The organism is Photobacterium lutimaris (assembly GCF_003025555.1).
Lineage (GTDB): Bacteria > Pseudomonadota > Gammaproteobacteria > Enterobacterales > Vibrionaceae > Photobacterium > Photobacterium lutimaris.
On sequence record NZ_PYMH01000004.1, the window covers coordinates 329,676 to 350,915 of the forward strand.

The 21,240-nt window shown below is 43.6% G+C and carries 22 protein-coding genes; 15 read left to right on the plus strand and 7 right to left on the minus strand.

Annotation, left to right across the window (positions count from 1 at the left end):
• The first annotated feature begins 128 nt into the window (after positions 1 to 128).
• From C9I99_RS11885 to C9I99_RS11910, 6 genes are all read left to right on the plus strand, one after another.
• Entirely contained in the window at positions 129 to 2,087 is a 1,959-nt protein-coding gene (locus C9I99_RS11885) for an alkaline phosphatase D family protein (protein ID WP_107349095.1), read from the plus strand.
• A gap of 60 nt (positions 2,088 to 2,147) precedes the next feature.
• A complete protein-coding gene (locus tag C9I99_RS11890) occupies positions 2,148 to 2,747 on the plus strand; it encodes a YceI family protein (RefSeq protein ID WP_243734438.1) in 600 nt (199 codons plus the stop codon).
• A 130-nt stretch (positions 2,748 to 2,877) separates the two neighbouring features.
• The gene (locus C9I99_RS11895; RefSeq protein WP_107349132.1) at positions 2,878 to 3,495 is read left to right on the plus strand and encodes a fumarylacetoacetate hydrolase family protein; all 618 of its coding nucleotides are present in this window, start codon (positions 2,878 to 2,880) and stop codon (positions 3,493 to 3,495) included.
• Between the two features lie 45 nt (positions 3,496 to 3,540).
• Entirely contained in the window at positions 3,541 to 3,756 is a 216-nt protein-coding gene (locus C9I99_RS11900; protein ID WP_107349096.1) for a DUF3820 family protein, read from the plus strand.
• Positions 3,757 to 4,279: 523 nt separating this feature from the next.
• The gene (locus C9I99_RS11905; protein WP_107349097.1) at positions 4,280 to 4,804 is read left to right on the plus strand and encodes a hypothetical protein; all 525 of its coding nucleotides are present in this window, start codon (positions 4,280 to 4,282) and stop codon (positions 4,802 to 4,804) included.
• Complete coding sequence (locus tag C9I99_RS11910) at positions 4,779 to 5,102, plus strand: hypothetical protein (RefSeq protein WP_107349098.1); 324 nt, start codon at positions 4,779 to 4,781, stop codon at positions 5,100 to 5,102. The genes C9I99_RS11905 and C9I99_RS11910 overlap by 26 nt, the downstream gene beginning before the upstream one ends.
• A gap of 237 nt (positions 5,103 to 5,339) precedes the next feature.
• Here the strand turns inward: C9I99_RS11910 and C9I99_RS27550 are convergent, their stop codons facing one another.
• Together C9I99_RS27550 and C9I99_RS11915 are read right to left on the minus strand one after the other, a co-directional pair.
• A complete protein-coding gene (locus C9I99_RS27550; protein ID WP_275937918.1) occupies positions 5,340 to 5,465 on the minus strand; it encodes a hypothetical protein in 126 nt (41 codons plus the stop codon).
• A 220-nt stretch (positions 5,466 to 5,685) separates the two neighbouring features.
• On the minus strand, positions 5,686 to 7,125 hold the full coding sequence (locus C9I99_RS11915; RefSeq protein ID WP_107349099.1) for an MltF family protein: 1,440 nt from the start codon (positions 7,123 to 7,125) through the stop codon (positions 5,686 to 5,688).
• 389 nt (positions 7,126 to 7,514) lie between these two features.
• Between C9I99_RS11915 and nrdD the strand changes: the two genes are divergently transcribed.
• The 4 genes from nrdD (at position 7,515) to C9I99_RS11935 (ending at position 13,114) form a co-directional block, all read left to right on the plus strand.
• The gene (gene nrdD / locus C9I99_RS11920) at positions 7,515 to 9,635 is read left to right on the plus strand and encodes an anaerobic ribonucleoside-triphosphate reductase (RefSeq protein WP_107349100.1); all 2,121 of its coding nucleotides are present in this window, start codon (positions 7,515 to 7,517) and stop codon (positions 9,633 to 9,635) included.
• A 72-nt stretch (positions 9,636 to 9,707) separates the two neighbouring features.
• The gene (gene nrdG, locus C9I99_RS11925) at positions 9,708 to 10,184 is read left to right on the plus strand and encodes an anaerobic ribonucleoside-triphosphate reductase-activating protein (protein ID WP_107349101.1); all 477 of its coding nucleotides are present in this window, start codon (positions 9,708 to 9,710) and stop codon (positions 10,182 to 10,184) included.
• Positions 10,185 to 10,819: 635 nt separating this feature from the next.
• On the plus strand, positions 10,820 to 12,817 hold the full coding sequence (locus C9I99_RS11930) for an EAL domain-containing protein (protein WP_107349102.1): 1,998 nt from the start codon (positions 10,820 to 10,822) through the stop codon (positions 12,815 to 12,817).
• Positions 12,818 to 12,850: 33 nt separating this feature from the next.
• The gene (locus C9I99_RS11935; RefSeq protein ID WP_107349103.1) at positions 12,851 to 13,114 is read left to right on the plus strand and encodes a DUF2960 domain-containing protein; all 264 of its coding nucleotides are present in this window, start codon (positions 12,851 to 12,853) and stop codon (positions 13,112 to 13,114) included.
• Positions 13,115 to 13,143: 29 nt separating this feature from the next.
• Here the strand turns inward: C9I99_RS11935 and C9I99_RS11940 are convergent, their stop codons facing one another.
• The 4 genes from C9I99_RS11940 to C9I99_RS11955 all read right to left on the minus strand — a co-directional run bounded on the left by C9I99_RS11940 (position 13,144) and on the right by C9I99_RS11955 (position 16,261).
• The gene (locus C9I99_RS11940) at positions 13,144 to 13,977 is read right to left on the minus strand and encodes a hypothetical protein (protein ID WP_107349104.1); all 834 of its coding nucleotides are present in this window, start codon (positions 13,975 to 13,977) and stop codon (positions 13,144 to 13,146) included.
• A gap of 9 nt (positions 13,978 to 13,986) precedes the next feature.
• A complete protein-coding gene (locus tag C9I99_RS11945; RefSeq protein ID WP_107349105.1) occupies positions 13,987 to 14,385 on the minus strand; it encodes a globin in 399 nt (132 codons plus the stop codon).
• Positions 14,386 to 14,524: 139 nt separating this feature from the next.
• Positions 14,525 to 15,421, minus strand: a complete 897-nt coding sequence (gene rarD / locus C9I99_RS11950; RefSeq protein ID WP_107349106.1) for an EamA family transporter RarD — start codon at positions 15,419 to 15,421, stop codon at positions 14,525 to 14,527.
• 243 nt (positions 15,422 to 15,664) lie between these two features.
• Positions 15,665 to 16,261, minus strand: coding sequence for a class I SAM-dependent methyltransferase (locus tag C9I99_RS11955; RefSeq protein ID WP_107349107.1), 597 nt, complete (start codon positions 16,259 to 16,261; stop codon positions 15,665 to 15,667).
• Positions 16,262 to 16,812: 551 nt separating this feature from the next.
• On the opposite strand from C9I99_RS11955, the gene C9I99_RS11960 reads away from it, so the two are divergent.
• The 4 genes from C9I99_RS11960 to C9I99_RS11975 all read left to right on the plus strand — a co-directional run bounded on the left by C9I99_RS11960 (position 16,813) and on the right by C9I99_RS11975 (position 19,271).
• Complete coding sequence (locus C9I99_RS11960; protein ID WP_107349108.1) at positions 16,813 to 17,166, plus strand: DUF2750 domain-containing protein; 354 nt, start codon at positions 16,813 to 16,815, stop codon at positions 17,164 to 17,166.
• A 163-nt stretch (positions 17,167 to 17,329) separates the two neighbouring features.
• Complete coding sequence (locus C9I99_RS11965; protein ID WP_107349109.1) at positions 17,330 to 17,578, plus strand: hypothetical protein; 249 nt, start codon at positions 17,330 to 17,332, stop codon at positions 17,576 to 17,578.
• 158 nt (positions 17,579 to 17,736) lie between these two features.
• Positions 17,737 to 18,339 carry a TetR/AcrR family transcriptional regulator gene (locus tag C9I99_RS11970; protein WP_107349133.1) on the plus strand — a complete coding sequence of 201 codons (603 nt, stop codon included), beginning with the start codon at positions 17,737 to 17,739 and terminating at the stop codon, positions 18,337 to 18,339.
• An 83-nt stretch (positions 18,340 to 18,422) separates the two neighbouring features.
• Positions 18,423 to 19,271 carry an alpha/beta hydrolase gene (locus C9I99_RS11975; protein WP_107349110.1) on the plus strand — a complete coding sequence of 283 codons (849 nt, stop codon included), beginning with the start codon at positions 18,423 to 18,425 and terminating at the stop codon, positions 19,269 to 19,271.
• Positions 19,272 to 19,347: 76 nt separating this feature from the next.
• Here the strand turns inward: C9I99_RS11975 and C9I99_RS11980 are convergent, their stop codons facing one another.
• Entirely contained in the window at positions 19,348 to 20,109 is a 762-nt protein-coding gene (locus C9I99_RS11980) for a 1-acylglycerol-3-phosphate O-acyltransferase (RefSeq protein WP_107349111.1), read from the minus strand.
• 581 nt (positions 20,110 to 20,690) lie between these two features.
• On the opposite strand from C9I99_RS11980, the gene C9I99_RS11985 reads away from it, so the two are divergent.
• A complete protein-coding gene (locus C9I99_RS11985) occupies positions 20,691 to 21,215 on the plus strand; it encodes an NlpC/P60 family protein (RefSeq protein ID WP_107349112.1) in 525 nt (174 codons plus the stop codon).
• Positions 21,216 to 21,240: the final 25 nt, after the last annotated feature.

The following is a 21,240-nucleotide window of genomic DNA, read 5'->3' on the forward strand; positions in this document are numbered from 1 at the left end:
AGACTAACTTTATTAAACAAATTGTTGCTGTTAATGTCATATACCCAAGTTACCTCTGAATTCAGTACCTTGAAGTCGCTTGGGTATACAAAAATAACACATAAAAAAGTAAAGAGTATCGGTGTCTTATGACAGTTAAATCAGCATTAACCACAGAGTTACCCCGCTCAGCAACTGCATTGCCCCTCATCCTGGCCGGGCCCATTTTACGTAAGGTTTCTTCGCAGGAGCTAACCCTGTGGTTTGCCGTTTCTCAGCCTCTTACCGGGACGTTTACTCTCTACCACCAAGCTGAGCAATCACCACTCTTTGACGGTGAGTTTTCACAAGGAAAGCACATTCGAATTGGTGAGCGTGCTTGGGTATATCAGGTCACATTTTTTGGTGAGTTCCCTGTAAACACTCCGCTGGAATACCAAATTGAAACACAAGATGGATTGTTGACCGATTTGATGCCCGACCTGCTCTATAGTGGGGAGTCACGGCCGATGTTTATCATTAAAACCCAAGCCGATTACGTGATGCATGGTTCTTGCCGAAACCCGCATTATCCAAGTAAAGACAGCTTGGTGGCAGCGGACACTAAAGTTGCGGGCCAGCGTATTGAAGAGCGACCGTCACTGCTGATGATGAGTGGTGATCAGATTTATGCTGATCATGTTGCTGGCTCAACATTAGATGCTATCCAGCAGGTGATCCCTTTGTTGGGCCTCTACGATGAAAGCTTTGATAAAGCGCCGGTAGCCAATACACAAGCTTTATTTGAACATGCTGATAATTTTTACGGCAGGGACAAGCTATTGCCAGACTATCTCGAAGGTGGTCATGAAATCATTGAGCGTGTTCCTCGCCTTGCAAACTGGCTGAGACGCAAGTCGCCAGTATTTAGCTCCCGAGAGTCTGGCAATCACCTGATCACACTGAGCGAATTCAATGCGATGTATCTGTTAGTGTGGTCACCCGTGCTGTGGCAGTTCGTAGACAATGCAAAGCTAGAGCAAAATCATTTTCAGTGGCAAGGCAATACACTGGATGCGAAATGGCAAAAGCTCTGGATTGATGAGAAAGTTCAAATTGATCATTTTGTCGAGGGATTACCCCAAGTTCGACGCCTAATGGCACATGTTCCCACTTATATGATTTTTGATGACCACGATATAACCGATGACTGGAACCTGACCGTGGGGTGGGAGCAAGCGGCATACCACAATCATTTTTCTCGACGGATAATTGGCAACGGTTTAATCAGTTACTGGCTATGCCAAGGGTGGGGGAATGCCCCTGAAAATTTCGACGAGACGTTTTTCAGTCATATAGAGGCATATTTCGATCATCCGAGCAGTGATAGCCAAGATAGCTTGATAGATTTTCTCTACCGCTTTGAGCAATGGCATTACACTATCAGTACCTCACCGAAAATGCTGGTGCTGGACACCCGCACCCGCCGTTGGCGCTCCGAATCGAAAATGAACAAGCCTTCGGGCCTGATGGACTGGGAAGCGCTAAGCGAACTACAGATGTCACTGATTAATGAACCTGCAGTTATTCTTGTTTCTGCCGCGCCTATGTTTGGGGTGAAGTTTATTGAATCCTTGCAGCGTGGTATGACGTGGCTTGGTCAGCCATTATTGATTGATGCGGAAAACTGGATGGCGCACCCGGGATCAGCCAATACGCTTATTAGTATTTTCACTCATACCAAAACCCCGACTAACTTTGTCATTCTATCGGGTGACGTACATTATTCGTTTGTGTATGACGTCAAACTCCGCTTTCGAAACAGCAGCCCGAATATTTACCAAATCACTTCAAGCGGGATCAAAAATGAGTTTCCGAACGCGTTACTACGCGTTTGCGATTTTATGGATCGCATGTTGTACAGCCCGCGTTCCCCCCTCAATTTACTGACCAAACGTAAACGACTCAAGATCTTCAAACGTGATCCCGATTTACCGGGAAACCACCGTTTGATCAACCGAAGCGCAATCGGAGAAGTGAGGCTAGATGCTGACGGTAAACCTGTCGATATCGCTATTTTAACGGCAGAAGGTCAGAGAGTTTCCTTTCCGCCAATTAACGCTAAGTAAAGAACTGACCTATATTTTCTAAGTGATATTTCAAAGAAATAACGAGAGAAGGGGAAGTCAATGGCGTTAACGTGGAAGAAAAAGGTTCTGTTGGGCAGCGTTTCTATGACCCTTATGCTTGGAGCAACAGGCACGTGGGCAGGTTGGAAGTTAGATAGTACTCACTCCTCTGTGGGGTTCTCTTCGGTAAAAAATGACAGTGTGATGGAGCAACACGGCTTTCGTAATTTGAGTGGTTCCATTTCGGATAAAGGTGAGGTGTCGCTTGCGATTGATTTGACCAGTGTCGATACCAAGATTCAGATCCGTGATGAACGAATGAAGAAAGAGCTCTTCGATACAGAACAATATCCACTGACAACCATCGAAGCTAAAGTGGACAGTGCGGCTATCAGTGGATTGAGCGCAGGACAAACCGTGGTGCAGGATGTTGAGTTCAAGATCGATTTGCATGGCAAGTCTGAGGCGTTAAACGCCACCGTTCAGGTTACGGGACTTGATGATGGTGGTCTGTTGGTTTCAACGATCAATCCAGTGGAAGTACAAGCGGGGGCTTTTGGTCTTGATGAAGGGATAGGGAAACTAAAAGATATTGCTAAACTCAATTCGATATTGCTGACGGTGCCTGTTAACGCAAATTTAGTGTTTGTTGCGGAATAGCTGACGCAGAGGCGTCGTTTAGCACTTACATACCCCCCCTTGCTTGTAACGCATACTTTTTCAAAGCCGGCCATTGCCGGCTTTTTATATCGGTGATACTTTTTAGAAAGGAATGATGGAAGGGATTGAGATGAAACACATTATTGTGGAAGAGCAAGTTATTACACCAAATAAAGTGGTGTGTGTTGGGCGTAATTATGTGGCGCATATTCATGAATTAGGCAATGAAATACCTGATGAGATGGTGTTATTCAATAAGCCTAATTCTGCCATTTCAGAGACGCTGTTCGCTTCACATAATGGCGATGAGATCCACTACGAAGCTGAGTTATCATTTCTGTACCGCAATGGCAGATTCGATGCGGTAGCGGTAGGCCTCGACCTTACCAAGCGTGGTGTGCAAAGCCAATTAAAACCAAAAGGATTGCCGTGGGAGCGGAGCAAAGCGTTTGATGGTTCCGCGCTGTTTAGCCAATTCGTGCCTTTACCATCAGCTGAGCGTGGTGAATTGGGCCTACGTCTTTTCATCGATCAAGCGTTAACACAATCAGGTACGGTTTCTTTGATGATTTATCCGCCGGATGTCATCTTGCGAGAAATCCAAAGCTTCATGACATTGAATGATGGTGATATCGTGATGACGGGTACCCCATCTGGTGTGGGTAAGGTGCAAGCAAATAAGCAGTATCTTGCCCAGGTAACCGTTGGTGATGATGTCATCGTTTGTGCTGAATGGTTGGCAAAATAGTACTCTGATTTACCCATACCGATATGAATAATTAACAGGCTCAACGTGTTTGATAAAGAAAAAATCATAAAACTTGCGAATGTGAAAATGCCTTTTGGCAAGTATGCCGGCAGGGTAATAATTGACCTGCCGGAAGAATATTTGCTGTGGTTTCAAAAGAAGGGATTTCCAGAAGGCGAACTAGGCTTGTTGATGGCGTTGGCCCTTGAGATGAAAATTGAAGGGTTGGAGTCTGTTATTCGGCCGCTAAGGCGAGATTGACGAACGTGACCATTTTTACCGTATAGCGCAAACCCACAGACACCATGCTGTGGTTTTTTTTAATGCCATCATCCATGCTGTTTAGGTACCACCAATACTCAGCAGTATGTTAAGCCAGTTTGCGATACCTGAGTTAATTCATTGATGGCTAAATTAGTAAGGCGTCTAATTTATTTATGCCCAGAGACGTATCTGTGATGATCATCGCTGGCACGTCTTTGCACCTTTGTGTATTTCGGAGATTGAACACTCACTTTCACCAAAGGGCCATTTTATTTCCTTTTCGTAATACCAACAATGTGTCTGTAGAAGCCGGCTAGTATTTGAACCGTCAACTATTTTTAGGATGTGGCACCTAGATAAATTCGAATCCACAGCGTGATTTCACTCCAACTAAATGATGAAACGCGCATGGCCTTAATTTAAAGTTGCGCCCCCTCCCCATGAGAGACGCTAGAATTCAAACAGAAAGCCTGCACTGGGATATCATGATCTTTCCTTTTGTCAACCTAGGTTCGCGATAATGCGCTTTGTTTTTATTCCACTTTTTATCTTACTGGCTAGTTTTCCGTCCTTGGCAAATATGAAGCTAAAATTAACTCCAGAAATAACACTAACACTTTCACAACCCAATACAATTGCTCATAGCCTCAGTTCATTGCTTATACGGTATGATGACGGAACTATGATGCATGAACATATAGATCCAGAAAGAGCATTTGCGCCAGCCATTAACCTTACAGGTATAGCCCCTCTCTTTTTTCGCTCTCTATTTGAACCTGAAACAATGCAGACACTTCCTGACTGGCTAAGCGCCCTAGCAAAAGAGCAGCACGCAGCTTTAGGCATAACATTGCCTGTAGATAACTTTTTATGTGGGGATGTACACGTCTATCACTTTTTCTCCAAATCATACAACACAGGTCATCTGTTCATGATTTCGAGTAATTCAGTGCAACGCATTGAAGTTACAAAAGATGCTGACCTTTACCAGAACTTAGTAAATCAATTAAGGACGCACCATGCTAACTGTAAACGAAAAACATGAATTAAAAGCATATCTCACTCAACTTTGGGGGGCAGAAGCACAACTATGGCCAATGAATGAACAACTATTCGATGTCACTTATTTGATGCTTCAAGATTCTAAAAAGTGCTCCGACCTTATGGAGCTAGTTCCAAGACCAATGCCTGTGGGAGCGAATCCTTCAAGCTGGTTAACTAAAGAAGTTAGAAAGGCGATCATCCGCAAGTTGAAGGATGACAAGCAATACTACTTCATATGCGTACAGGCTCGAAAGCTGCAATGGAAGACGCGTTTTCTTGAGGCAGCAAATGGTTCTTAATGAATACACCAAATGATAGTTGAGCTCACTAATAAGAGAGCCCTCGTGTTGGAAGTGTAATTCGTCCACTCAGGCGTGATTAGAATACCCGGTTAACCAGCTTAATTTAATTAGCTTTACGTTGGGCACTTTACCCTAAGGGCGGTTTTTGAACGGCTAAATAGTGAATTGAAAGGCTGTAGAAATAGAATGAGCTAGCATAATACTAGCTCATTGCTTAATTAGAATCAGTTGCTGTTATAGAACAATAATATCGTTGGCGAGTTCGCCTTCTTCATCATTCAAGTTCAGGCTATCGGGACAGTTACCCAATAGCTCTTCATCGGTCGGTACAACAATTGTTGTATTGTTTAATATATCCATAAATATATGCCTTGTTGAGTGCTATAGCAGAGGCCTATAGCAATGTTGTTCCCAAGCAGCGTTTTCCTTAACTGCATATTCCCAAGCAGCTTCACGGTGATTGGGTATATTACTTTTGTACTGGTAAGAGTAGTGACATTAAATGACAGCGTGATGAAAGCGAGAGGTTGATCTCATCGTCTGTTGGATTCGAGGTTTACCTGTATAAAACGTAAGCAAACTAGCGAGAGAGGTTGAAACGAAAGCGGTTGGTCTTTGCCATGCGTTGGCCTGCGGCGTTTTGCAGCGAGAAAATCTGTTTGTAAATGGTGAAGTAGCGGTTGATATTACCTACATAGGTGATGGGCTCCATGCCAACTTCTTCTTTGACAATGACTTCAACGTTGTTAAACCACTTGGTTGGGTCATAGCCGCGCTCTTCAGCCACTTTTCTCAACCGACGTATTCTATTCGGCCCCGCATTGTAGCTTGCGAGGGCGAAATACAGTTGGTTAAGCTCATCGGTGTCATCATCGGTGACGTATCTCTCGCGGATGAAGTCCATATATTTCACGCCAGCGTGGATATTGTTTTCGATGTTTTGAATGTTGCGAATATTGATGTAGGGCTCACTGGCCGTTTGTGGAAGGACCTGCATGATGCCTATCGCACCTGCGTGTGATCGCTTGGATTGATCAAATCCTGATTCTTGATAGGCTTGGGCGGCGATGATCAGCCAGTTGATATCATACATATCGCCGTATCGAATAAAGCGATTTTCAAGCTCTTTGAATTTATCGATATTGTCTGGGCTCATGACCTTCTGGAACCACGCTTTACTGTTGAGGTAGCGATCGAACAAAATGTTGCCATTTAGGGTGCCACGGCGGTTTTTTTCGATAAATTCATCAACAATTGCTTTAAACTCAGGACTGCTTTTACGAAAACTCCAACCGATTGAACCATTTTTTCGGATCGGGTACTCGTAGTGGATCTGAAGATCATCGCTCACTAAATCCCAAAACTCTGCTTTGTGTGAGTCAAGCACGGTCATGGGAATAATGCCTTCTTGAATCATTTGCAGCATCTCAAAATCTTGAAGCGTTTCTTCCAGAAAATGAACATACATCGGCTCCTTGCCGAGTTTTTCCAGTCGTTTATTAATTCGACGGATGCTTTGGTAATAACTCGAACTAGCTCGAAGCCAAACACTCTTTTTCGAGAGCTGTTTGATGTTGGTTATAGGGCTTCGTATTGAATGGGTAATAAACAATTCTTGGATATCAGTAAAAATAGGACGGCTAAAATCAACCTGTTTCATGCGAGAGGGGGTGATGGTGAGGTTAGCCGTAACGAGATCTCCAATACCGGCATTTAAAGCAGGGAGTAGTTGATCTCGGTGAACGGGGATAATTTGTACACGGTATTTTAGCTGGGTTTTTTCTGTGACAAACTTTTCAAAAAGCCTAAGCATTTCAGATATTAAGCCTTTCGGTTGCCCCCGGTCGAGATAGTAAAAGCCCAAATCGGCAGCGACAAGCACGCGGATAACACGCTTTTCCTCCATAACAGGGAGATCGCCGGTATACCTTTCATATATCTGCGGTGTGATTTGGAATGCGCCGCAGAATGAAGATATTAGTACGCCAGTGATGAACAAGAAAGGCAAGGCTGTTCGCATAGGCAATACTCTCCACAGTGATGCTTTTGAGTATAGAGTGCAGGGAGGATAACCGACAAAAAGCAGCTCAGCAGTGGCCAAGATATTTGTGTGAGAGATGCTGAACTTGAACTAAAACTCTAACAAATATTCAAGTTTTTTTTCTGAAATTTCAGCGTTGAGTACTAAATATATGGGTTGACAATTTTGCAATGAAACGAGTGAAAATCTCAGTTTTGAGAGGTAATCGAAAACATCGGTTGTTAGCTGTACGCTCTTAGTGAAATACTGACATAGATCAATGTTTCCATTCCTGAATTCTCGCTTAATACACCACATCTTGTATTGGTCAATTTAGTAAGCCCTATATTTAGTGGTTTTCGTGACACTGTCATTTTTAGGAGACTTGTGTGAACCCTGTTGTGATTAAGCGTGATGGCTGCCTTGTACCGTTTAATACCAAGCGTATTAAAGAAGCGGTACTTGGTGCTGCCGAATCTGTAGAGGCAATGGATGCCACGTATGCTGAGTCAGTTGCTGAGCAAGTACTGTCCCAGTTCGCTGACCAGGAGCAGGTGGAGATCCACGCTATTCAAGACGCGGTTGAAAATCACCTGATGAATGGTCCACACAAAGAAGTTGCACGTGCTTATATTGAGTACCGCCACGACCGTGACCTTGCTCGCGAGAAGAAGAGCCACTTGAATAACGAAATTCGTGGTTTGATTGATCAAAGCAACGCTTCTCTACTTAATGAGAACGCCAACAAAGATGGTAAGGTGATCCCGACTCAACGTGATCTACTTGCTGGTATTGTGGCTAAACACTACGCAAAGCAGCATTTGCTACCTCGTGATATTGTTTCGGCACATGAAGAGGGCGATATCCATTTCCATGATCTGGATTACTCACCTTTCTTCCCTATGTTTAACTGTATGCTGATCGACTTGAATGGCATGTTGACCCATGGCTTTAAAATGGGTAATGCAGAAATTGATACGCCTAAGTCAATTTCTACAGCAACCGCAGTAACGGCTCAGATCATCGCACAAGTAGCCAGCCATATTTACGGTGGTACTACGATCAACCGTATTGACGAAGTATTGGCACCATACGTGTCAGTTAGCTATGAAAAGCACTTAAAAGTTGCCAATGAGTGGGACATTCCAGAACCAGAAGCTTTTGCTAAGGCGCGAACTGAAAAAGAGTGCTACGACGCATTCCAATCGCTTGAATACGAAGTAAACACTTTGCACACTGCGAACGGGCAAACGCCATTCGTTACGTTTGGTTTCGGCTTAGGGACATCTTGGGAATCACGTTTGATTCAGTCGTCTATTCTGAAAAACCGTATCGCAGGATTGGGTAAAAACCACAAGACAGCTGTTTTCCCTAAATTGGTGTTTGCAATCCGAGATGGGTTGAACCACAAGCAAGGTGATGCCAACTACGATATCAAGCAACTGGCGCTTGAGTGTGCATCTAAGCGTATGTATCCGGATATCCTTAACTACGACAAAGTGGTTGAAGTGACGGGCTCGTTCAAAACCCCAATGGGTTGCCGTAGCTTCTTGGGACCATACGAAGAAAATGGCGAGCTTATTCACGAAGGTCGTAACAACATTGGTGTGGTGAGTCTGAACTTACCACGTATCGCACTGAAGGCGAAAGGTGATGAAGCACTGTTCTTCGCTATGCTTGATGAGAAATTGGTTCTTGCGCGCCGTGCGCTAGAAACCCGCATCAGCCGTCTCGAGGGTGTTAAAGCGCGTGTTGCCCCTATCCTTTATATGGAAGGTGCTTGTGGCGTGCGCCTGCAGCCAGACGACAACGTATCTGAGATCTTCAAAAACGGTCGAGCATCGATTTCTCTGGGCTACATTGGCATCCATGAAACGATCAATGCGTTATACGGCACAGACGAGCATGTCTACGACAACGAAGCACTGCGCGAAAAAGCGATCGCGATTGTTGAGCGTTTGAAAGCCGCTACTGACAGCTGGAAAGAAGAGACGGGTTACGGCTTCAGCCTGTACAGCACACCAAGTGAAAACTTGTGCAGCCGTTTCTGTTCTATCGACGCGAAAGAGTTTGGTGTGGTAAATGGCGTAACTGACAAAGGTTACTACACCAACAGCTTCCACTTGGACGTTGAAAAGAAAGTCAACCCTTACGATAAGATCGACTTTGAAATGCCATACCCAGAAATCGCAAATGGTGGCTTTATCTGTTATGGCGAATACCCGAATATTCAGCATAACGTTGAAGCGCTGGAGAACGTTTGGGATTACAGCTATACCCGTGTGCCATACTATGGCACAAATACACCGATTGATGAGTGTTACGAGTGTGGTTTCAATGGTGAGTTTGATTGTACAAGCAAAGGCTTTACATGCCCGAAATGTGGCAATCATGAACCGTCGAAGGTATCGGTTACTCGTCGAGTGTGTGGATACCTAGGGAGTCCAGATGCACGCCCGTTTAACTTCGGTAAGCAAGAAGAAGTTAAACGTCGTGTGAAACACATGTAGACCTATACGTTTATCCACAAACTGACATGACATTAAGTGCCGATCATTCGGCACTTTTTATTTGGAGTCGCAATGAATTATCACAACTATTACCCTGTTGATGTTATTAATGGTCCTGGTACACGCTGTACCTTGTTTGTATCTGGGTGTGTACACCAGTGCCGAGGATGCTATAACCAGAGCACATGGCGCTTGGACGCTGGGCATGTTTACACTCAGGAGATAGAAGATCAAATCATTGCGGACCTGAACGATAGCCGCATAAAGCGGCGCGGCTTGTCATTATCAGGCGGTGATCCTCTTCATCCTGTGAATGTTCCAACGATATTGAAGCTGGTAAAACGTGTGCAGGCTGAATGTAGTGGTAAAGACATTTGGTTATGGACGGGTTACCTGTTGGCAGAACTTGATGAGCAGCAGAAAGCAGTGCTCGACTATGTTGACGTTGTGGTCGATGGGAAGTTCGAGAAGGCGCTGCATGACCCTGAATTAGTATGGCGAGGAAGCAGCAATCAGGTTATCCACTACCTAAAGGACAAAGATAAATAAGCGATCAGCATTACGCTGTAACTTAAGTGGCTACTTGGTAACGGTAGTCTAAATAGTAGCCATTGTTGTTAAATAATTGTTTGAATTAAAGGGTTATCCACCGTTTCTGTGCATAACTCTGGGAAAACAACTTGTATAGATAGGGCTTGTTTACGAGGTTATGATTGTTAGGTATGGATGACTCTAATCATTGTACTGGGCAGTTAATGATTCTCTGCTTTTTACCTTAGTGATATATTCGCGTTGCTTTTTACTCTTAGTTTATTTAAATATATCGGTAATTAGTTGGTTTTTAAAATAATCATTTGATATCTATTCGGTATTGTTCTTTGTTAGTAGGTATAATCAAGGGTGATGCGTAAAGCGTCAAACATGCTTTAATTTTATTTATCCCCTGGTTGAAATAATGTTTTCTACTAATGATATAATAATATGATATATATAACGTAATTGTAGTGTGCTAATAAATCTAATTTGATATGATGTAAAGTAACATCCAGTGAGGTTGTTACCATGCATTTATGACTAGGTGTATGCGGCTTAGTGTTTTATTAATTGGATAATGTACATTGCCTCTTTTACTTTCAAAGTTATCTACTAATCCCTTTCTAGTTGCTATAAGCAATGTCTTTATCATGGCTTTGCCTGTATCATTGATAGCTGCATTTTTTAACTTGCTTTCTGTTTTCTCAGGCAAGTTTGGTTACGACAATGTCAGTGTAACGCTGGGTTATGTTGGGGAGATGACGGGGCACATGTTCCCGCTATTACTTAATATATTCTTTGCCACATATTATGCATCACTACTTAGGTTACCTAAAGCTGCACCTATCTCTTGTGCACTTGCTTCATTTTTTATTGTATCGCAGCAATGGGGCCTCATATCACCAGTCATAGCCTTGCCAAATAATTATGCGATATCGCTTTTAACCGCATATGTGTCGTGCCACATTATATTTAAGCTGAACAAGACTCGTTTGTTTAGCTTTGATAAATTTATTATTGCTGCCGATACATCCGTTCATATGATAGTTACCTGTGTTATTACATTAGCAACGTTAATCATAGGTTCACATCTATCTGTGGTGATATATACAACGTTTATTCATCCTGCAATAGTATTACCAACACTGGATCCAACATCTTTTTATGATGGTCTGATATATGAATTTACGCGAGGGGTATTATGGAGTTTTGGCGTTAATGGCCATAATATTCTTCATATGTATAAAACAGAGTTATATGACATTAGCATTGCAAATATGGCTGATTGGAAAAACTTTGGAACAGACCTAAATATTATTAGTACTAACTTCTATGATTTTTTTACTGGTATGGGGGGGAGTGGTAATACTATTAGTCTTGTATTGTGCATGTTGCTCTTTTCGAAAAGCAAAGGCTATAAGTTACTAGCAAAAGCCGCGCTTATTCTAACTATTTTCAATATCAATGAGCCAATACTGTTTGGGATCCCGATCATATTCAACCCGATAATGATATTCCCCTTTTTATGCGTGCCGATGGTTAGCTTCATGCTGGCGTATGGGGCGACCTTAACAGGTTTGATCCCACCTTTAAGTGAGGTACATAGTTGGCTGATACCTCCGGTGATTAATGGTTATGTTGCATCAGGTGGTGCTGTATCGGTAGCTGTTTTTCAGCTATTTCTTATTTTGGTAGGGGTCGTGATTTATTATCCTTTTTTCAAGGTTATGGATCAGCGGTCGTTGGGCGTAGATGTATCATCTATGTTCCAGACTCATTTCTTTAAAGGTGGTGAGGTACCGATAAAGTCCAAATTAAACAGTTTCATACCCTCAATTCAAGATAATATTAATGCACAGCGTGAAGTCGAACAGCTTCAAAACAGTGGGTCTTTTTTGCTCCATTATCAGCCGCAAGTTGATATTCACAGTGCTGAAGTCGTGGCACTTGAAGCGTTGATACGTCATGAAGATGTAAAAGGTCGAATAAAAGGGCCAACTTTCTTAAAGTCGTTCGGACAGCTAGGGCTTCTTTCTGATGTGGATTTTTGGGTGTTTGAAAAGGCCATTTCTGATGCCTCTGATTTGGCCCAAACCTCAAACTTTACCATCTCGGTTAACATTTCAGCAGAGACGGTGTTGAAAAAAGATTTTGTTAAATCGATCAAGCAGGTGATAGACAACAGTGCGTTGGACTATGATCAGGTTGAAATCGAAATTACCGAGGAGATGCTGATCCAGGATGAAGTGCGAACCGCTCAAGTGATCCAAGATATTAAAGCGCTGGGGGTGTCTGTAGCTTTGGATGACTTTGGTACTGGCTACTCTTCACTGGCCTACCTCTCCCGCTTTGAATTTGACAAGATCAAAATAGATCGCTCACTGGTAGAAAATCTAGATACTGAGCGTGGGCGAAATTTGTTCGATGTCGTTGTACAACTTGGCCATATCACACAAGCTAAGATTGTAGTTGAAGGTGTTGAAACGGTAGAAGAGCTAAGCTTTATCCAAAGTAAAGGCGTGCAGTATGTGCAGGGCTTCTTTTTCTATCGGCCGATGACAAAAGCACAGATTTTAGCCGAGCACATTGTACCAACACATTCTCGTCAAACCGGAAAAAAGGTTTCTTCTGAAATTGAAGTAGGGTAAATTCCCTCTCTTGATTTTGCTGTTGGAGGCGTTATGTCGCGCACTATTATTTATACCTTTAAAGAACAAGAGAAAACGCTGACGTTTTCATACTCTCAGTATCATACGATTCATGAGGCGGTTGCAGCAGCAGAAGGCATTGATTTAACCAATTACCTTAGAATGGAACAGCAAGTAGAAGCGGTATCATCGGGTAGCAAAGCGATGAGGGACTTTAGAGATAGTCACTTCCGTAAACTAGGCTTCGGAAAAATCACGCTAGCAAAAAAAGAACATCGCGGAATCGGTGAAAAATAGTGCCTAATTAGCACTTGGTTAAGCCTCGTTTAGATACGGGGCTTTTTTGTACCTGTAGACTTCCAACCTAGATAGACACTATAGCCTGCGAGTGCAGCTAAAATATGCTTCAGGCAATGGCCACTTACCTGAGAAGTGAGTGCATATATTTGATCGTCGTTCGATTCTGCCAGTTTACACAGCACATATAAACCCAGTGCACATAGATAGTATTTCGTCGGGTTAGACTGGTTTGGGTAAAGCCACAAAATCAACGGAATGTGGATGACGGGAAGCAGTTGCACCAGCACATAGGGAGCCATATCACCGCGACCATCAATGACATCGGTCATATACCAATAGATAACGGAAAGTACTCCGTATGCTAGCGTGGGCAGGAATATAGCTCTGCCGAGTGTTGGTGATAAGTATTCGGTAAGGACAATACAATAAAGGCAGATAAAGCCGATCGTGATGGGGATTCGGTCTATCATCAAAGTGAATGGGCCGGGTGACAAATGGTAAAGACTTGATCCTAAAAAAGCGCCGATAAGACTGATGAAAAATAGTTGGTAGGCAAAGGACAGTGGCTGATTGATGGCAAAGGGGTTACGCTGGTTTTCCCTCAGTCCGATGATGCCAACGATGAGAAACCCCAAATTACTGACGACATTCCAAAAGTGGGGGATACCCAGTAGTAATCGTTGGTCTGCATAGTCGTAAAAGTTACGGCTCTGTCTGATAGGTGAGAAATAGAGAGCCAATATCCCGAGTGACAGTGCGATAACGATAAGTAATATATATCGCCAGTCAAACAGTGAGCGCTTACTGGTGGATGATGCGCTTGGCGTCGATGAATTCTCAGGCCGAAAATGGGAAGGCATAGGGAGTCTCTATAGACATTCTTCTTTCATTATAGCGATCCCTTCTTTGAAACATTGCCGCCAGGCCATGGCAATCTCATCATTGAACTTTGGATCGCAAATTTGAACGGTTTCGATGAGAGAGTCCAACCAAACTTCAAAATCATCAGGTCGAACGCCGATGCCGTCCGGGCCGTGGGCCTTACCGAATCGCCGAAGACCTTCTCTTGCTTGCTCTGATGACGAAGCCAGCATTATCATCGCGATAGATAACTTGAGCATCTTAACTTGGCGCTCTAAATCCACACCGTTGAAGATGTTTTTGAATCGTTGGTCTTTTTGCCAGAAGTGATGATAAAAAATAAAGAAGAATTGCTTGTTTCGCTGGCAGCGTGCATAGCTATTGTTGAATATTTCGTGGGTATCCATACCTCAACGCGCCTATTTGCTAACCCCATGCAATTAGTATGGCTTTTAAAATCATTTATACAATAGCTGCCATCTTATGTTTGCTGCCTAGCCACTGGATTTGCCGATGTAACCTCTCAGTGGCTTTTGGAAGGCCAGATTATGACGTTTTTAATCGCCTTAAAGCGAGGTTGCTGAATGCCTCAAGGCTACACAATAGTAGGCCCAGCCAGATAACGCTAAAGCTGACAGCTTTGACTTGGTCAAACACTTCGCCAAAGAGGAATACCGCCAGTAAGAACTGCAGTGTGGGTTCGATGTATTGCATTAACCCAACCATGGTTAAACTTGTACGGCTTATCGCTAGCGCAAAGAAAATTAACGGAGCCAGTGTTACCGGTGCCGAGCCAATATAAAGTAGCAAGGTCGTCGTGTCGGTAAACAGGGCTGTCGAGGTCAGATTGACAAAGCTGTACGCTAAATACACTAAGGCAAAAGGCGCAAGTATCACTGCCTCAAGTGTTACTGATGTGAGAGCATCGTAGCGAATATATTTTTTGCATAAACCGTAAATCGCAAAGAAACTCCCCATGATTAATGAAATCCAGGGAAGCTCACCGTAATGGAGTACTTGGTAACCAATGCCAATTATCCCCAGAACAACGGCCATCGATTGTGCTTTACTGAGTTTCTCTTTAAGGAATAACACGCCTAAGGCTATCGCAAATAACGGATTGATGAAAAAGCCTAAGCTGGCAGCGAGTACTTGGTCATGGGTAATTGCCCAGGTAAAGGCATACCATGATACACACATGATTAGTCCTGCAATGCCTGACATGACTAAAGAGTGTTTGTCTTGCCAAAGTTTTGAGAGCTTTGGCAGCGGTCGGCGCAATAGTAACATGACAAACAGCATAAACGGGATTGAAAAAAGGATCCTCAACGCCAGCAAATCATTGATGTCTGCGCCTGGAAGATATTGATAATAAAGGGGGAGGATCCCCCACAGCACAAAAGAAAATGCAGCAAGGGCATTCCCGGTACGCTGAGTGTGCATACAAGCTAACCTACATAAAGTATATAAAAGACAAAAACCCCAAGCCACTCGAATCAATGTATTGATTGAGAGTCGGTTTATACGGCAGAGAGCGTGGGTGAAACCTTTTGGGAGAATGCTATTCTGGCATAGAATTCGCCAAATAAGAACAAAATTTAAACATTATTTGGTGGTTTTTTGGTTATTAGTCAGGTGAATAATTTACCTTTAAATTATTGATTGCTGGCGGTGTATTTTAAGAGACTATTTTTTCATCGCGATGATGGTGTGGATTAGCCAGAGCCGTTTTTTACCTGTTAGGTTGGCTGAATACTCTTGCTTTTTCTTCCAAGAAATAATGTAAAAATCCGCAAATAATTGCTCGAGTTCGAATTGGCTATGGGTGAGGATCGGTAACTTTTCATTAGGTTCTAACGCTTCCTTTCCCAAGAAGTGTCCGCAAAAAATCCCACTTTTTTTGAGGCTGCTGGAGACATTGCCCCAGAGTGTGTTGAAGTCATGAGGCGTGCAGAAAAACAAGCAAGCACTGGCATTAATCAGGTTTGCTCGGGGGAACTCATAATCGGCAAAACTACTGATTTGAATATCAAGGTTCGGATGGGCGCCCAACAAAGGGTGTTCTGAAAGGGATTTTAGGCGAGGGCGATCGTTGTCAAAAGCGTACACATGATAACCTTGTTCAAGCAGGTATAAGGTGTCTCTACCGTTCCCGCAGGCACAGTCAACAGCAACCTTTCTTTCACCATGCTCACCAATATATTCATGGGCTTCTACCAGGTGAGAGCGTGGATTCAAAATAGTTTGATTACAAAGGTTTGATAGCCAGTCAACGGTTGCCATGTTTTGCCCTCTGTTACTGCCCGTTTGGGGTTGTTGTGCCGGTGATCTAAACAAGTATAGCTATCTATACCCAAGTTACTTCAAGGTTCAATATTTAGAGGTTTTAGCCTATTCAATACAAGGCGAAGGTTTGCTGGATACATTTCTTTGAAAAGCGGTATCTCAATTCTCGACCCAAACACCAAACAGGTAATGATCTGATGTAGTTAGCAGCAGATATAGCGAGATTTTGTACATCTTCTGCCATAAATCTCTGGTATTATGATACCCAAGTAATTTCGAAGTGCTTTGTTCAGCGGAAAAGACTTAGATGTTAGGCAAGGCAGCGATTTGCAGATCTAGCGATTCTAAATCTAAAATGGCTAACGCGACATAACATCCAAGTAAACTCGCCCTTTGGGAGTTCATCAATACGTCTATTTCGGTGTCAAATATGGACCCATTGATGAGGCTCTGAATCCTGTAACTTGAAGTCACTTGAGTATACTCCACATCAAGTTACTGATGTTGTCCAAGCGACTTGGATATCAATATCTATAAGAGAGAATAGAATGACTAAGTTAACCACAGATATTAAGGCAAATTGCGATCTGTTTGTTGAAGAAACCAAAGATACTCAGCAAGTATGGGGACTTTGTAACGAAGAAGGTGACTGGCTTTCTGTTGACTCTAGCGAGTTCGAGCAATCTGAAGTAATGCCGTTCTGGTCGAATGAAGCCGATGCCAAAGTTCACTGTGTGGATGAGTGGGCTGAGTTTACCGCTGTAATGATCCCGCTAGATGTTTTTGTTGAAGATTGGATGATTACACTGTCTGAAGATGGTGTTCTGGTTGGATTGAACTGGACAGTTCAGCTTGAGGGTTCAGAGTCTGAGCCTTCTGATGTAGCGAAGATGTACCTGTAATCGTCCCCGCTCTGCAATCACTCTTAAGGCTACCATCTGGTAGCCTTTTTTGTAGCCTTGCTATACTTTTACTGAACATTCGATGAGCCAGAGCTCCCAGCCTAGATCATGAGTGTCAGAGGTGACTATGGGGGATTTGGCCTCTTTCTGCGAGGAGGGTATTATGATCCTGTCAGAGTGTCGTAAGTTAATGGCAGACAATGCAATTGTTGAAGCACGCTTGGTACATGACTATCTAAGTGCTGGCTGGAGTGTGAATTTTATTGATGGTGAGGGAAATGAATATCCTATCACGGATACATATGGGATCCCTTGCTGTTACGATTCACTTAAGCAAGCTGAAGATATCGTTCATCAGGTAGGGAACTGTCCGATCCACATAGACAGCTTGTTCCGTTTCGCTGAACGTTAATTGCCTGTTTAGATAGCGCGCGTCTATCTAGGACTGAACATTATATCAAGTTGTTCAAAATAATAACTTTCATAAAAAGTACGATCGTGCTAAAAAATACTGAGAGAAATAATGGTGACACCGCTAAAGAGATGTCCTGACATATGGATTCGCAGCTAATGAGTAAAAAAGAAGCAACCCGGCAGCATATTTTGCATACAGCGTTTTCATTGGCGAGCCGAGAGGGGCTGGATAGCTTGACGATTGGGCAGCTTGCCAAAGCGTCAGAGATGTCGAAAAGCGGCTTGTTTTCGCATTTTAACTCACGAGAAAACTTACAAATTGCAGTTCTCGACTATGCCGGTGAGCTATTTGTGGAGCGGGTGATACAACCTGCAAGGTTACAACGTCCTGAGTCTATTGAGCAGAAGCTGAGGGTGTTGCTAACAAATTGGTTAGCATGGAATCGCTCCTTTCAGGGCAGTTGTATGTTTCTCGATGCTTGGACGGAGCACGGTGACAAAGAGCAGTCTGTTCAGCTAAGGCTTAAAGCGGTGACAAAGCGCTGGCTCAATTATCTTTACCGGCAGCTTGAGCAAGGTAAGCTGCAAGGTGAGTTTGTACCGACTCTGGATAGTTGGCAGTGTGTATACCAGTTATATGGGGTGTATCTGAGTAGCCACTTGTTTCTCAGTATGGAACTGGAGACTGACGATCATCAGCGCTTCTGGCAAGGAGTGGATGCACTGTTCGCTCAGTGGCGTGTGCCGTCGTTCCAGTAAGCCCTGTATTAGTCAGTTTGTTTTGACGATTATAAACATCAACATTAAAAGCACGGTCGTTCTATTTTAAGGTGATAACAGTAATGAGCAGTAAAATTTATTTCAAGAAAAGCCAAGGCTTTGATATGCGCAGGAAGCTAATTAACCTGACGACCCGTTTGCATCACCGTATTGCCCCTGAGCATGCTAAACGTGTTGCCCGTAAGGTGCTATTGACGCCAGCGAGAAGCAACAAGGCCATGGAAGAACCTGTTGGCATGGTTCGTAACCCTATTAAGACATCAGAAGGGATGATGATGACATACAGTCTCGGAGAAGGCCCGACATGGGTATTGGGCCATGGCTGGTCAGGCTCTGCTCGGCAATTTTATTCGCTGATGGAGCACATCGCCCATTCAGGCTACAGGGCGTTAGCGTTCGATAACCCGGCCCATGGCGAGAGTGAAGGGCAATTTGGCCATTTACCGGGCTTTGTTGCTGCTTTTGACAGTATCTTGGCACAGCAGGAGTCTATTGCGGGTGTTGTCGCTCATAGCATGGGTGGTGCAATGGTATTGGAGAGTCGGCATCCACTATTGCAAGACAAGCCGGTGCTGCTGGTGGCTCCTGTACTGAACTATACCGAAAACCTTGTATCGACAGTTAAGCTGTCTGGTTATTCGATGAAACTGTTTCATGGTGTGGTTGATGATATTGCCGTGCAATATCAATATCCGTTAGAGAGTATTAATCCACTCGAACGCTTAAATGGTCGACAAGCCAAAGCGGTGATAGTGCATGACAAATATGATCGGTTTGCTTCTTTTGCCTATTCTGAACTCGCAAGTGAGAATCAACACGTCACACTGATCGCGACAGAGGGATTAGGACACGGACGGATCTTGCAAAGTGAGCAGTTAAAAAATGGGTTTGATTTACTGACCGATAAGTAGTCGAACAGGGCTGAGCAACTTCAAACAAAACAGGCTTGCCTCATGGCAAGCCTGTTTGCATTCATCGGGTATAACGCTATGAGCTGATCCTCACGTCATCACCAGATCGAGCGAGTTCTAATTGAGCAACCTCGGTATCCAGCTCAGCAATTTTTTGTTCCATTAACCGGTGACAATGTTCTGCCAACTCGCGGGCATCTTTAAGCTCGTAGCCAGAGACATCAATAGGCTCCATCATTTCGGCAATGACAATGCCATTGTCACGGTTCGACAGGGAGATCTTATTGTGAACCGAGCTTACGCACATAGGTACGATTGGGACGCCAGCCTCAATGGCCATGCGGAAGGCCCCTGTTTTAAACGGAAGCAGGCCACGACCTTTGCTACGTGTTCCTTCAGGGTACATCCATACCGACAGGTTACGCTTGTGGATAGCATCGGCAACTTGCTGGATTGTATTGCGGGCACTCGACTTGTTTTCACGGTCAATTAAGATATTGCCAGTAATCCAATACAGTTGGCCGAAGAAAGGAATCCACAGCAGGCTTTTTTTACCGATTGAGACGGCTCGAGGTGGAAGCATGCCTGGAGAGGTGACAAAGTCGAAGATATTCTGGTGGTTAGACACATAAACGGCTTTAGGTGTGTCAGCAATCTTTTCTTGGCCGCGGTGAATAAGCTCAACGTTAACAATACGCTGAAGTTGGTTGAACCAGCGACAGAAAAAATGTACGTGCTTAGGATCGCGAGGTTTAAACAAGGTGCAGTAAACCAGAGCGAAGAGAGTAGTGAAAATAATGAAAATGGCCGCGAGGAAAATGCGGAAGAATGCAAGCACGCTTACTCCTTAGCGATTAATGAAAACTGTGTGCATTATGAAATCTTTTTAGATGTATGACCAGTAGATAAGCGCATGTTTTATCCAAATAATTAATGAAGTGTAACAGTTGTTTGTTTTTTGTTCAGCTTTGGCGTGAGGTTAGTGTCTTCTTCTTGATAACTTTCTTAATAAAAACAAATAAGTAGATAAACAAGTAAGAATTGACAAAATAGTGCACGCCAGTGGGGGGCAGCGTGAAGTTGCTCGCAGTTGTGGGTGTACTAGCTAAAAAGTACTGGATAAGTGGCTGAGTTAAAGCGATAAATACTCTCGATAGATACGATATGCTTTCCTTGGTTGGGGGAGTGCATGGTATCTATCTCTTCTGTTGTGTGGAGTTTTGTTGGCTGACAATTGTCAGCCATTTTTTTTGTCTAACAATTAAAGCTATTTGCTGTCTTTCTCATCAGTTATGTCAATTTTTTAACTCGAACCAATAATAATGTTTTTTAATCTGCTTGAATTGACTAATCTAGTAGCTTACTACCACAAAAAATTCATAGTCAGGCTTTTCTGACGTAGCAAAGGAGTCAACTACAGTGAAGAAGTTGTCGCTATCACTGGCTTTGACAATCTGGCTCTCAGGCTGTTCCTCTTCTCCTGATTCAGCCGGGAGTGATGCTAATTCAGAGGCTCAGCAGACAAATCATCCTCGCTATGAATTTGTTGAGATGAATGTTCCGATTAATCAGTCGCCCTCCTTTGATTCAGTCTACCAACAGTGGCGTGGCACGCCATATCGCTTAGGGGGAACCTCCAAGGCGGGGATTGATTGTTCTGCATTTGTACAAGTTGGTCTGGCAGAAGTTTTCCAGCAGAAGTTGCCACGAACAACAGGTGAACAGGTAAGGCAGGGTAATTGGGTTGCAATTACGGAGCTGAAAGAGGGCGACCTTGTGTTCTTCAAGACCGGGCGAAGCTTACGGCATGTAGGTATCTATCTCGGCGAATCCCGCTTCCTTCATGCCTCAACATCACAAGGTGTTATGATTTCGAACCTAAAAAACCCCTACTGGCGTAGTACGTACTGGCAAGCGAGGCGTGTGATCCAGAAGTCAGGGTGAGTCAACACGCCTTAACCTGTGAGGA